We start from the raw sequence: 14,008 nt of genomic DNA on the forward strand, positions 1-14,008 counted from the left end.
AGCCTGCACAGTCTACTTCTCTCTACAACTATAAAAAATAGCTGTGAAAAAATCTATCGTCATAGATTTCCTCACAGCTAATCTTAGTATGTTTTTTATATTACTCCTACTAATTGGGGTCAGCTCGTATCAGTCCAATTGGAGAGAGAACTTTTTATATTACTATTATTTAATTAAATGATATTTAACCATACTATCAACGGCAGCTAATATTGCTTCTTCTTGCGTTGCAATGGGTTCCCAACCTAGTAATGTTTTAGCTCTTTCATTACTTACATTACGATTCATATCTAATAATAATTTACCTTCTTTTGCTTGGTGATTAAATTTTGCAACAAGACTTAAGACGAAGTTAGGCAATTTTTTAGTGGATACGTTGTGAGCAATTTCAGGACGTTTTTCTTTAATTAATTTAGCAATTTCTAGTAAATTAATTTGTCCATCTTCAGTTGCAATAAATCGTTTACCGTTTGCTTGTTCATTCGTCATTGCTAGGATGTGTAGTTCAGCAACATCTCTGACATCAACTACATTTAACGGAATTTGTGGTACTCGTTTCATTGAACCATTTAATAAATTTTGTAATAAATGGAAACTACCTGAAATATGTTCATCTAATGACGGACCGAAGATAGCAACTGGGTTAATTGTAGCAAACTCAACCGTATTGTCATCATTGTCGACAAAATTCCATGCTGCTTTTTCAGCTAATAGTTTTGATTTTTCATAAATTGATAAACCTGGCTCATCTTGATTTGTCCAATAACTTTCATTTGTTATTGATGATTTATCTTTGTTACTAAAGCCAACTGCACCAAAGTTTGCTGTCATCACAACACGTTTAACACCTGCATGTTGTGCAGCTCTCATAATACGTTGAATACCTTCAATAGCTGGTCTAGCCATTTCATCAGCATTATCTGTCTTACCGAAAAATACTGGAGACGCAACACTTAAGACATAAGTGCATCCTTCCATTGCTTCATCCCAATGTACATCTTTAGACAAATCTGCTTCAATAAAATTTAACTTCGTTGTATCAATGCCATAACGATGCATTGTTTCCACTACTTTATCTGCTTTATTTAAAGAACGTACTGTTGTTCGTACGTCATACCCTTGTTCTAAAAGTCTTGCAATGATGCGCATTCCTAAGAATCCTGTACCACCTGTAACGAGCACTTTATTATTCATGTCATAATCTCCTCTGTTTCTCTTTCTAATTGATAACCTATTATAGCAGTATTTTTAAATAATGATAGTAAAATGTCATCGTCATTTATATTAAACGATTCATTATAAAAGAGATGATTAATCACACGCTAGTCGTCAGTAGACCTTGAACTAACGTGGTTCTCTCCCAAATTGGACTGATACATAATTATTTTTTTAGCCTCGCTATGCCCAACCTGCATTACATGAAAAAACTGGATAACCAGTTTTTCTGTGTTGGGTCCCTTCCTAGGGTGCTGTCTCAGCCTACCCCAACTGGCATTGTCCGTTGAAACTAAATGATTAGTTTCTTTTTGTTGGGGCCCCGGTCTTCGACTAGCACTGCTTCCTCAGGAGTCTCGGCTTCAAAATAATTTATATTTTAAATTATTCATTTTTTATTTATCAGTCCTGAAAAATAGAGAACCCAAATAAATAATAAAAGCACTTGCTAGCAATATACTCAAAGTATAGTTACTACAAGTGCCTATGCTTTATCATTTAGTGCTTACTTTTCAAACCGTCAGTCAGCACTTTCAAATTATATTTCAAGTAACTTAAATATGTGTCTCCTTCATGACCTTTGCGTCCGATTTCATCAGAATAAATCGGTTTATGATAAATTGGTACGCCTGTTTCTTCAGAAACGGTTTGCATCGGTCTTTTATCTACATTAGACTCGATAAATAATACTTTAGGATTATACTGTTTAATAAAACGAATCAATCCTTTTAATTGTTCAGGTGAACCATTTTCCTCAGTATCAATCGGCCATATATAACCTTCTTTAAAGTCATAACGTGACGTTAAATATTGAAACGCTTGTTCACTCGTCACAAGTATCCGGTCTTGTTTAGGTATACTTCCTAATTGTTGTTGATAATCTTGTTCTATCTGATGTAACTCTTTTAAATATGCTGCTTCATTTTTCTTATAATAAGCTTTATTGTTAGGATTCTTGTCGATAAAAGCTTGAGTTGTAGCTTTAACCATTACTTCCCCGGCATGTGGATCAATAAATGCATGTGGGTTAACTTCCTTATGCCCATCGTCATCTTTTAAATATTGTGGCTTAATCTTTTTACCCGTTTCAATGGCATTTTCTGTTGGGTAATTTGTTGTCTTCATAGCCTTAGCAAGCCATCCTTTGTTGCCACCTTCAAGATTCAAACCATTATATAAAATCAAATCTGCCTTTTCGATATGCTTAATATCTTCTGGCTTCGGTTCATACTCATGTGGATCTGTACCAATAGGCGCCAAGTTATGGACATCAACATGTTTACCACCAATTTTTTTGGCCATATCTTCTAACATTGAAAAACTAGTAACCACTTGAATTTTATCTTTATCTACTTCACCGGTTGATACCTTACTTTTTGGCTCATTACCGCAGGCAACAAGTATCAATAATAATGCTATCAATGTAGTAAATAACACTAATTTCTTCACTTATTAGCCTCCTTTATTTTCAACCATAGTAAACCATTTTTAGGTGCGAATAGGAACGTAATAATGAAAATGACTGTTATAACTAAGACAATCACGACGCCTGAAGGTAAATTGTATTGCACGCTTAAAAATAGCCCTATAATCGATGACAATGCACCAATTGAGGCAGAAATCACAATCATTATCGATAACTTTTCAGCTAATAAATACGCTGTAGAGGCAGGTGTAATCAGTAATGATACTACTAAAATAACACCGACAGTTTGCAATGAAGCAACGGTTACTAATGTTAGTAAAATCATCATCGTATAATGAATTAATTTAACAGGCATCCCTGCTGCTTGTGCAATGGTAGGATCAAAACTAGATACTAAAAATGCTTTATAAAAGACAATAATCAATATAAGTACAACAGCAGCTACAATAAATGTCAAAGTGCGATCTTCTTGATTCACTGTCAGTACATTACCAAACAATACTTCAGTTAAATCAATCGCTGATTGTGCTTTCGTCACTAGTAATACACCTAGTGCTAAGAAGGATGAAAAGACAATACCTATGGCAGAATCATTTTTAATTTTACTATTTTGATTGACAAAACCAATACCTAAAGCTGCCATAATACCAAATAACACAGCACCATAGAAAAAATTAATTCCCATCATATATGAAATGGCCACACCGGGTAACACTGCATGTGAAATGGCATCTCCCATAAGGGCTAAACCTCTTAATACGATAAAGCAACCAACAACACCACAAATTACACCAATCACAACGGATGTAATCAATGCATTTTGCAAGAAATTAAATTCAAATATATCTTTAATAAAGTTAATCATGACTGTTATCACCTACACTTTCACTATCATTTACTGACGGTAAAAAGATACCAGTACCATATGCATCACTTAACGTTTCTGTAGTAAATGCTTCATCTACTGGTCCCATAGCCACAATAGATTTATTGATAATGATGACACCATCAAAATATTTCTTCACTTTAGATAAGTCATGATGCACGATTAAAATCGTTTTACCTTGTGCAACTAAATCATGTAATAAATCAATGATAATATCTTCACTATAGACATCAATTCCTACAAACGGTTCATCAAGTAAAATAAGATCAGTCTGTTGAATAAGCGTACGAGCAATAAGTACCCTTTGAAATTGTCCACCAGATAATTCATCTAGTTGTCTATCTTTAAAATCACACATATCAACTTGCTTTAAAGCATCTTCAGCTTGTTGTTTCATCTGCTTAGTTACAAATTGCCATGGCTTTAATTTAGGATATATGCCAACAACAACACTATCTAAGACATTCATAGGAAATGATGTATCAATATTACTTTTTTGTTCTACATATGAAATGTTTTTAAGTTCTTTTAAGATATTATGTTCATTAAACTCTACTGAACCTTTATGTGGTATTAAATTAACTATTGCTTTTAATAACGTAGATTTCCCAGCACCATTAGGCCCAATAATCCCATATATTTGTCCACTATCTAAATTAAACGTTACATCTTTAAGTGCTTCCGTTCCATTATTATAGCGAACCGCCAAATTTTTAACTTTCAACATATTTAACATCCGCCTTTATCTTTATAATACATGTATTTTTTCAATATTTTTAGGTTAACCTAAAACAATTTTATAGTCAATCAAACTTTTTGTTTTTAGCAATTTTTTTGATATTTATATATACCAAATATAAAAAAGGAGTGGGATAGAAATAATTTTTTCAAAACAAATTATTTCTATCCCACCCCGGCAAGACTGACTAGGTTTGTAAAACGTTGATAAATCAACATTTTACAAACCAGATAGTTACTGTCAAATGCTTAATTTTAAGTTTATAATACTTTTTGTCTCAGCCCTAGATAAGTATTATTTTTGAGGTATAGGTAACATAGGTAACGTTGTTAGCGTATTAACTAAAAAAACTGATTAATCAACAGCGCTTATGTCACTGTGTGATTAATCAGTTCTATTTAACTCAAAATCATTTGAACGAGTTCGTCTGCTGTTATCTTGCCAAAATAATATGTTAAATCTAACGTATTCAAGACATTGCTCAAATCTTCTTTAGTCATTTTTGTACCTTTTAAGGCTGCTTCTACTTCTGTCATATCACCTTGACCAAAGAAATCTCCAAAAATACGACAATCTGCAATACGATTGTGTTCTACTGCAATCGTAATATCCACTGTACCTGAAGATAATTTTTCACTACGATTATATTCATACCTTGGAGAACGTCCATAATTCCAATCCCAATTTTTATACTTTTTAGCAGTTAATTCATCAATTGCTGCCCAATCTTCATCGCTTAAAATATATCTTTTAGCATCTTTGATGTCATCAATCCCCAAAATTTGCTCTACCATTAAGTTTTTAAATTCTTCAATTGTAATATGTTGATATTGAGGCGCTAGCGATTCACGAAGATGACCTACACGTGCACGTACAGACTTAATACCTTTAGACTCAATTTTTTTACGATTTGGTTTTAAGACATTGACCATTGCATCATAATCAACGTCTAATAGTAATGAATAGCCACCATAAATGCGGTTGTTCATTAATGTCATCGCAGCACCAGAGACTTTTTTACCATTTAATGCCAAGTCATTACGACCACTTTGGACTACATCTATCGCTCCTAAATTGTGTAATGCTTGAATCGCAGGCTGGTAAAAACGTTGGAAATCTCCATATATAGATGTATCTTGTTCTAAAATACAACACATATTAACAGCACCTGAATCTACGTATACTGCACCACCACCGGTATCTCGTCGTACAACTTGAATATCGTGTTGTTCTATGTAATCTTGATTAATTTCAATAGCTGTATTTTGAAAACGTCCAATTTCAACTTTAGGATCACAATAATAAGGAAAGAGTATATCTTCTCCTAAAAAAATATGGTTATTAACATATACTTGCATCGCTAATGCTACTGCACCATCAGTAATATATTGTCCATTGCGGATAGGTTCTATTAAATACATAATCTGCTACTCCTATGTTGTCAATTTTCGTTGTGCTTCAGTTATTAAATGTCTAATATCTTCTGTTAAATGTATCGTTCTTGATTGAATACTTTGTGGTAAACGGTATGCTTTTTTGTTTAAAGTCATATAAAGTGCATTGGTATTTTTACGTGTCATACGTTGAAATGGATGTTTAACAAATTGTGGAGTTGTATAACCTATACCTATTTCTAAATACAACACTTTACCTTGCTGATGTTGTGATAAAAATGCATTGTAGCGTTCTAATTGCGCATGGAAGTCATCATCTTCAACCATGCCAACTTCAGCTTTACGTTTATTCACTTCCATCGGTGCATCACATTTCGGACAATGTGGTATCAGTTCCCATGGAATTAACATATCTTGTTGGTCACGAACCATTTGACGAATCAAGTCATCATTTCTATATGTTTGAGCATGACAGTGTTGACTACATTGTTGCAAAATATATTCACCTTGAATGTGAAAGACATGATTTTTATCATAATCAGCTGCCCAAAATGCATTATCCGCATTGGTCGTAATGATATGATAATCTTTAGTGCTCATCATCTGCTTCAGTGCGATATATGATTCACCTACAGGTTGATCTAAATAGTTAAGTTGAATAAAACGACTTTCAAAAGCCCAGTATTCTTGCCAACTACCAAATGGATATAAACTCGCCTGCAACATATCAAAGAAATTATATTTCGCTATAAAATCTTGAAAATGATTAGTAAAACGGTCACCAATATAAGTAAAGCCGTCAGCAGCTGACATACCTGCGCCAATACCAATAACGACAGCATCTGCTTCGTTGATTGCTTGCGCTAATACTCCAGCTTGGTCAACTGAATCATTTTGTTGTTGCTGCATTGCCAACGCTTGCCAAGTTGTATGATCAGCCATTAACTAACGCCTCCTCATAAATCTGTAAATCTTCATCTTTAAAAACATTAAAAATAACTTTCAAAGTGCTCTTTGTTTGCGCTAAATATTGTCTTACCGTATGAATAGCAATATCAGCCGCTTCATGTTGCGGATAACCGAAGACCCCCGTTGAAATACAGCAAAAAGCAAGATGACGTAAACCTTGTTGGTCAGCAAGCTTTAAACAGCTAAGATAACATTTAGCTAGTAAGTTCTGATTCATATCAGATACTGGCAATTTACGAACTTGGGGTCCTACTGTATGAATAATATATTGTGCTGGCAAATTATATGCTGACGTCAATTTTGCCTTACCAACACTTTCTTTACGTCCCTGCCTAGTTATGATGTCGTGACAATCTAAGCGAACTTGTACACCTGCTTTAGTATGAATGATATTATCGATGCAATCATGGTTGGCTTGCATGCAGCCAAGTAATGCACTATTGGCTGCATTAACAATGCCATCTACTGCTAAACGAGTAATATCACCTTGCCACAAATAAATATTGTCACCTTCGATAGGTTGCAAATCATTGATTGTAACAACATGTTGCGCATTTAAATTTGATAATAATTCATCTTGAATCGTTAAATACGCATTACTTACGCTATATGGTGGTCTAACATTTGCCAAACCTCGGTATAATTCCCATTGTTCATTAAATGTAGTTGGGAAGTCTAAAGGCTTGTCACCATGAAGTTCTTGCCACATATAATTCGTTAAATAGAAAAGTCGTTGTTCATTCGTTTCTGGTTGTGTCATTTATGCCTCCGGTAATGCGTTGAAAGCTTCTTTATCGACATTATCTAATTTAAACAACCAATTTTGTTCAGGTTTTTCAGAATTTAAAATTGCTGGTTCTTCTTCAGCTTTAGTGTTACGTTCAACAATCGTACCTGCTAATGGTGTTTGTACATCGATAACAGTTTTTGATGCTTCAATACTAACAATTTCATCATCGACTTTAACTTTATCTGGACTAACAAATTCTACATAACCAACTGTACCAATATCATCTTGTAATTCTGGTGTCATACTAAACACATATAAATCTCCAACTTTTTCTACCCATAAATAATTTGCTAATTTTTTCATTAATAATCTTCCTTTCTTGTTTCCATTTAGTATTGTTATAAATATATGTCAGCTAGTAATTCTAGTGTCCTCATACGAGCTTTAACACCTGGAATTAATGGTGCAACAATCACTTCATCAGCATCAAAATGTGCAACAAATTGATCAAGTTTTGTGGCAACTTCATCTTTGGTTCCTGCTATAATACGCGCACGACTATTCGCTATCATTTCTTTATCACGCGCAGTTAACTGATAATGTTGCGCAGTATCAAATGAAGGAAAACGCTTGAACTCAGCAAAGTTATCTTTACCTAATAACCATACATCTAGGGCGTGTTGTAGTTGAGCGACCTCTTCATCGCTATCTGCTACAACTACAAAGGCAGTAATCGCAACAGATGGTTGCATATTTAATGCTGTCTTTTGAAATTGTTGACGATATAACGCCACATTTTGTTGTGCTGCCATAATTTTATCTTCATCCGGCAATAAAAATGTCGCGACTGCTAAACCCATACCTTGTGTTGCTGCAAAAGTTGCTGATGTCGTACTGCCACTTAGCAACCACATCTCTGGAGTATGTTTAATCTCTGGTTGTGCAATTGCTGTGTTAGTAGTCGCAGGACCGCTTGCTGTAAGATATTGTCGCAGTTGCTCAATACTTTGATGATAGTCTGCATATTGAGGATGTTCTCCATCTAATGCCCTTCTGACAACTGCAGTACCTGGATTATTACCTATACCTAAATCTACACGATTAGGATGGAGCGCTTCTAACATTCTAAATTGCTCAGCCACTTTATAAGGACGATAATGAGGTAACATCACCCCACCTGAACCGACACGAATATGCGTCGTTTGAGACAATGTCTGCATCATCATTAATTCAGGACTACCACAGGCAAATGCTGGGACATTATGATGTTCAGTAAACCATATACGTGAATAGCCTAATTTGTCCGCTAATCGCGCGACATTAAGCGAATCTTGCAATGCAGATTCAGCATCTTTCCCTTCATCAATAACTGTATAATCTAATACACTTAACTTAACCAATTCCTCATCTCCAAATTCCAATTAAGCTTTGCTATGAATGACGTTCCCCATATTATTACCCATCTCTATGATAACGTTTTTCAATTAAATTTTATATGGTTTTGCCTTGTTTTCATTTTAAAAATTCCGTTCTTATCTCTAATATGGGAGTGGGACAGAAATAATTATTTCAAAACAAATTATTTCGTAGTCCCACCCCGGCAAAACTGACTAGGTTTGTAAAACGTTGATAAATCAACATTTTACAAATCAGACAGTTACTGCCAAATGCTTAATATTAAGTATAAATGCTTTATGTCCCAGGCTCGACTGTTATGACTTTGTTGTCACAATTACTTTTCTAACTAGCCTTACTGTCATTGATTATTCATATAAAGCATGTTACGTTGAAACTATTAATGAATAGTAAAGGAAGAGACACTCATGAATCAATTCGAACCATTATTACAACCTCTGCAATTACCTAATGGTATTCAAGTAGCTAACCGTTTCGTCTTATCGCCGATGACTACCAATTCTTCTACTAAAAATGGTCATATTACTAATGAAGATTTACGTTATGCTGCTAGACGATCAAATAGTGCAGGTATGCAAGTCACAGGTGCAGCATATATAGAACCGTATGGTCAATTATTTGAATATGGCTTTAACATTGCTAGCGATGATTGTATTCCAGGATTGACGAAGATGGCCGATACCATGAAGCAAGATGGTAATATCGCTATTATTCAACTCGCACATGCTGGTCGTTTTTCTAACCAAGCTATTAGGAACTACGGCAAAGTGTATGGTCCAAGTCCTATGAAGTTACATTCTCCTATTGAACATGAAGTTATTGCTATGACAACCGATAAAATTAACAGTGTCATTGAAGATTATAAAGCAGCAACACGTCGTGCCATTGAAGCTGGCTTTGATGGTGTTGAAATTTCTATCGCCCAACGCTTATTAATTCAAACGTTCTTATCTACGTTTTCAAATCAACGTACCGATGAATACGGCAAGGATACGTTAGCTAACCGTGCTCGCTTTGGTTTAGAAGTCATGCAAGCCGTCCAAGAAGTCATTGATCATTATGCACCGTCAGATTTCATCTTAGGGTTTAGAGCAACGCCTGAAGAGACTCGTGGCAGTGATTTAGGCTATACCATCGACGAATTCAACCAATATATTGATTGGGTTATGGACGTAGCCAACATTCAGTATTTAGCTATTGCGAGTTGGGGACGCCATATATATCAAAATACGAGTCGTACACCTGGCAAGCATTTTGGTCGCCGTGTCAATCAAGTGGTGTACGAACACTTAAATGGACGTCTACCACTTATTGCTAGTGGTGGTATTAACTCTCCTGAGTCAGCATTAGATGCACTACAAAATGCTGATATGGTAGGCATGTCTTCTCCATTTGTCACTGAACCAGATTTCGTCCATAAATTAGCTGACCATCGACCTCAAGATATCGATCTCAAATTTACAATGGCTGAACTAGATGACTTGGCTATCCCGGAAGCTGCCTTTAAAGATATTGTTCAGATGATGGATTATGGCGAAGGATTAGAACGCCAAACAAGAGATGAACTCCGTAAATTACAACATAATTATGACGACTAATTAAAGACTTGCTGTTTTTTTAACTCGCGCATCAATCACAACAAATGATGCATCATTCTAATTTTATAGAGAACCTAATTAAAAGCCTTTATGCTTTGTCACTACATCTCTTAATGAGATAACATTGACAGGCATAAAGGCTATTTTGTTATTAATTTAACGTGTTCGATTGCTTTGCGCCATCAACCGAATTTATTATGGCAGTCAACTTAAATTTCATCACCGTGCTCATCATATTTAGTCACGTTACCATCTTGATCAATAATGTAAGACCCAGCTAAGTCACCACTCTTATCAGTGTATGAAAAGCCCCATTTACCATCACCCATTTGTTCTGGTTCTTTAAATGTGTATTCATCAGTATCTAACTTATGACCTTCATAATCTTCAACTTTATCAATAACATTGGCACGTGTTACTGTTGTATCACTTGAACTATCATCGTCATCACTTGAGCTGTTTGAAGATGTATCAGAGTCGTCATCATCGCTTGAACTATTTGATGTTGCCTCACTTTCTGCATCTGATAGCTGATCACTAATAGAAATCTTACTTGCTACACTATCTAAATCAGGTTCATCACCAAATCGTTTAATCAAATCATCTACTTTATATACTTGTCCTGATTTTTGCATACTTTGATAAGTAAGTTCACTTTGTGTACCTGCAATAATTACTTCATCACGACTAATTGCAATCACTGTACGAAATGAACCTTTACTTTGATCAACAATATATATACTCACTCCTGCAGGAACATTCTTAACACTATTCGTTTTATTTAATTGCAATTTACTTATTGGTTTTGTTTGATGCGGATTATTACCAGTAAATGACCCTGTAAATTCACCTGCTTGCAACTCTTGGGCTGTAATACTGTATTGGCCAGCATTACTATCAAATAATGCTAAGGCTAATTTATGCTGTTGATCTAAATTATCTGCTGTCATCGATGATTTAGAAGATGCTTTATTAGAATCTGATGATTGATGATTATCACTTGAAGATGACTTACTATTCGATTTACTACTAGACGCTTTACTTGAATGTTCTTGTTGTGATTTTGATAATTTATCATCCTTTGTCGTCGTACTATCATTCACTTTACTATCCTTACTATCACTGTCATTATTACCACATGCTGTTAATAATAATGCTGCTGCTGTTAAACCACTTGCTACATATTTAAACTTCATCATAATATCCCCTTTATTTATAATCGCAACTTTTTTATATTTTTATTATACCTATTTTTTATATTTTTAGAAATACAAAAAATAGCTTTCTTTAATCAGACACAATTCGTCTAATTTTAGAAAGCTAACTTTGGTTAATGATTTACAATTTGTTCTTGTGGAATTAAGTCGTAATCATACATAACTTCTGATCGGTTATCCCACACCAAAGTTTTATCTAACAATTTACCTGAAGTCTTTTCTTTAGTTACTTTATAGATTTGTGATTTTCTATAATATTTGTCGTTTTCTTTGTCAAAACGATGCTGCTCTTCGACTATGTCATATTCATATGGTATAGGTTCTTCCGAGCGTAGAGTGGCATGTAGTTGGTTGTCTGCTACCCATAAGCATAATTGCATTGCTTGGTTTGTGTCATTTTTAAAGCAATAATCTACATAATTATAAGATACAGATGTACCATTACTTAACGGCTTTCTTTCACCTTGTTCCGGCGCTAATGCATCTGAATGATGATGAAATTCTGTAATGGTTAACGGACTATGTAAAATGAGTAAGTTAATTGTATTAGCTAGGTTACATAAGCCTCCACCCGTTCCCGCTTGAACTTGATTGTTAACAATGACACGTCCGTCTTTATAGCCGTTTTTCTTATTAACTTTACCTACAAGCTTCCAAAATGAAAATGTCTCCCCAGGTCGTATAACAATCCCATTTATTTTGGCTGCCGATTTATCAATATTATACGCTTTATTGTATTGAAGCTCTGGATCAATACCTTTACCTGTCTTAATTAAATTGGATGTGTATGAATAAATTTGATTAGGTAATAATTGTGTTTGTTGATGTGTCGCAAACACTTTCTTAGTTAATTTATTATTCAGATGTCGACGTAATGTTTCTTTTGTTACAGCTGCTTGATATAATAATGGACTTCTTTCGCTCAAACGTTTTTTCTCTTGCGTCTTTTTCATCACTGGTAATGTTGTGGTTGAGACACGTTGTTGCAGCTTAAAAAGACTCAACAATGCATGTTCTATTTTCCTCTTTTTACCAATAGTTGTTTCACCTTCATGTAATAAGTATTTCACCATGATACTTTTAATGCCACTACGATTCGCCCCTAAAATATCTGTGAATATTTGATCACCAATCACAATAACGTTTGAAGGTGCCATATTTAACATGTCTAGTGCTTTATAATAATTAATCGTATTCGGTTTATTTGCCATCGGAATATATTGTGTCTGAATATTCTCATTGAATAGTGCAATACGTTCATCACTATTATTAGATAAAAATAATGTTTGTAGACCAATGGCATGAATGTCTTCAAACAGTAACTCTATATCTTTAGTTACTTCTGCACCATGTGGCACAAGAGTACTATCAATATCAAAAATAATGCCACGATACCCCAAATCATATAGTTTTTGAAAGTCTATATCATTAACACTATCAGCATAAGCATCTGGGAAAAGATTATTTTTATATTTCTTCAAATTAAACACATCCTGTTAACATTATTTTTATGTTTTATATTTTTATAAATATGTTGCTTATAAACATATATGAGTGTAAACTTTAAAAGAAAATATGTCAATTACATACATAATAATAAGTTTATTTTAACTAAAGGGGATTATATGTTGAACAATACAGAATTAATAGTCATGTTAACGCATAATGATTATACAGTAGCAAATGCGCCACAAATTTTTGAAGAATGTAAAGATGCTCAAGCAAAATTTTGGGGATTTAAAGATAAGGGATTAGCTGTAGAAGAGATGAAAGCATTATTTAGTTATATGAAGCGTTGTGATAAGACAACATTTTTAGAAATTGTTGAATATACAGAGCCAGAATGCCTTGAAGGTGCTAAATTAGCAAAATACTGTGGTTGTGATGTCCTTATGGGAACCACTTATTTCGATTCAATTAATACGTATTGTCAACAAAACAACATTAAATATTTACCATTTGCTGGTGATATTAGCGACAGACCTTCTATTTTACATGGGGATATTGATGATATTATTACTACTGCTAATCAAAATATAAAAAAGGGTATCTACGGGTTTGATTTATTAGGTTATCGCTATACGGGTGATGCACCATTATTAATACGTTCATTTGTACAACAAATTGAAGCACCTGTGTGTGTAGCTGGTAGTATTGATAGTTACGATAAATTAGATTTCATTAAAACTGTGTCACCATGGGCGTTTACCATAGGCAGTGCCTTTTTTGATAACAAATTCAACGGTTCATTTAAAGAACAAATCAACACAGTTTGCGAATATGTTAATTCATACTTTAATTAAAGTAACATTTCGTAATTAATTAGACTGCTAAATTTTCATCGATACACTATAAATTATTCTTGAAAATGACAGAACTATAATAAAGAGCTCTCTGCCAAATTGGATTGATATATAA

Annotated in this window: 12 protein-coding genes and 1 pseudogene; 2 read left to right on the top strand and 11 right to left on the bottom strand. The window is 34.1% G+C overall.

Going from position 1 to position 14,008, the window contains the following annotated elements; translation table 11 throughout:
- Positions 1 to 165: 165 nt before the first annotated feature.
- The 9 genes and pseudogenes from CD113_RS03475 to CD113_RS03515 all read right to left on the bottom strand — a co-directional run bounded on the left by CD113_RS03475 (position 166) and on the right by CD113_RS03515 (position 8,759).
- Positions 166 to 1,194, bottom strand: coding sequence for an SDR family oxidoreductase (locus CD113_RS03475; protein WP_002464530.1), 1,029 nt, complete (start codon positions 1,192 to 1,194; stop codon positions 166 to 168).
- 519 nt (positions 1,195 to 1,713) lie between these two features.
- Positions 1,714 to 2,664 carry a metal ABC transporter solute-binding protein, Zn/Mn family gene (locus CD113_RS03480; protein ID WP_002462840.1) on the bottom strand — a complete coding sequence of 317 codons (951 nt, stop codon included), beginning with the start codon at positions 2,662 to 2,664 and terminating at the stop codon, positions 1,714 to 1,716.
- Complete coding sequence (locus tag CD113_RS03485; RefSeq protein ID WP_002462838.1) at positions 2,661 to 3,506, bottom strand: metal ABC transporter permease; 846 nt, start codon at positions 3,504 to 3,506, stop codon at positions 2,661 to 2,663. Before CD113_RS03485 ends, CD113_RS03480 begins: the two co-directional genes overlap by 4 nt.
- A complete protein-coding gene (locus CD113_RS03490) occupies positions 3,499 to 4,254 on the bottom strand; it encodes a metal ABC transporter ATP-binding protein (RefSeq protein WP_002462837.1) in 756 nt (251 codons plus the stop codon). The genes CD113_RS03485 and CD113_RS03490 overlap by 8 nt, the downstream gene beginning before the upstream one ends.
- Positions 4,255 to 4,664: 410 nt before the next feature.
- Positions 4,665 to 5,687 carry a lipoate--protein ligase gene (locus tag CD113_RS03495; RefSeq protein ID WP_002462835.1) on the bottom strand — a complete coding sequence of 341 codons (1,023 nt, stop codon included), beginning with the start codon at positions 5,685 to 5,687 and terminating at the stop codon, positions 4,665 to 4,667.
- A pseudogene (locus CD113_RS03500) lies at positions 5,644 to 6,602 on the bottom strand (SIR2 family NAD-dependent protein deacylase). Before CD113_RS03500 ends, CD113_RS03495 begins: the two are co-directional and overlap by 44 nt.
- Positions 6,595 to 7,389 (bottom strand): protein-ADP-ribose hydrolase, encoded by a 795-nt coding sequence (locus CD113_RS03505; protein WP_002462830.1) that lies wholly within the window; start codon positions 7,387 to 7,389, stop codon positions 6,595 to 6,597. The pseudogene CD113_RS03500 and the gene CD113_RS03505 overlap by 8 nt, the downstream one beginning before the upstream one ends.
- Entirely contained in the window at positions 7,390 to 7,722 is a 333-nt protein-coding gene (locus CD113_RS03510; RefSeq protein ID WP_002462828.1) for a glycine cleavage system protein H, read from the bottom strand.
- Between the two features lie 35 nt (positions 7,723 to 7,757).
- Positions 7,758 to 8,759 carry an LLM class flavin-dependent oxidoreductase gene (locus CD113_RS03515; RefSeq protein ID WP_002462826.1) on the bottom strand — a complete coding sequence of 334 codons (1,002 nt, stop codon included), beginning with the start codon at positions 8,757 to 8,759 and terminating at the stop codon, positions 7,758 to 7,760.
- Between the two features lie 423 nt (positions 8,760 to 9,182).
- Between CD113_RS03515 and CD113_RS03520 the strand changes: the two genes are divergently transcribed.
- Positions 9,183 to 10,373, top strand: coding sequence for an NADH-dependent flavin oxidoreductase (locus CD113_RS03520; RefSeq protein WP_002465185.1), 1,191 nt, complete (start codon positions 9,183 to 9,185; stop codon positions 10,371 to 10,373).
- Between the two features lie 209 nt (positions 10,374 to 10,582).
- Here CD113_RS03520 and CD113_RS03525 read toward each other — a convergent pair whose 3' ends face one another.
- Together CD113_RS03525 and CD113_RS03530 are read right to left on the bottom strand one after the other, a co-directional pair.
- Entirely contained in the window at positions 10,583 to 11,569 is a 987-nt protein-coding gene (locus tag CD113_RS03525) for a hypothetical protein (RefSeq protein ID WP_002465184.1), read from the bottom strand.
- Between the two features lie 134 nt (positions 11,570 to 11,703).
- Positions 11,704 to 13,071, bottom strand: a complete 1,368-nt coding sequence (locus tag CD113_RS03530) for a YqeG family HAD IIIA-type phosphatase (protein WP_002465183.1) — start codon at positions 13,069 to 13,071, stop codon at positions 11,704 to 11,706.
- 147 nt (positions 13,072 to 13,218) lie between these two features.
- Here CD113_RS03530 and CD113_RS03535 point away from each other — a divergent pair, with 147 nt between their 5' ends.
- Entirely contained in the window at positions 13,219 to 13,893 is a 675-nt protein-coding gene (locus CD113_RS03535) for a hypothetical protein (protein WP_002465182.1), read from the top strand.
- Positions 13,894 to 14,008 lie beyond the last annotated feature (115 nt).

This window comes from Staphylococcus simiae (assembly GCF_002902085.1).
Lineage (GTDB): Bacteria > Bacillota > Bacilli > Staphylococcales > Staphylococcaceae > Staphylococcus > Staphylococcus simiae.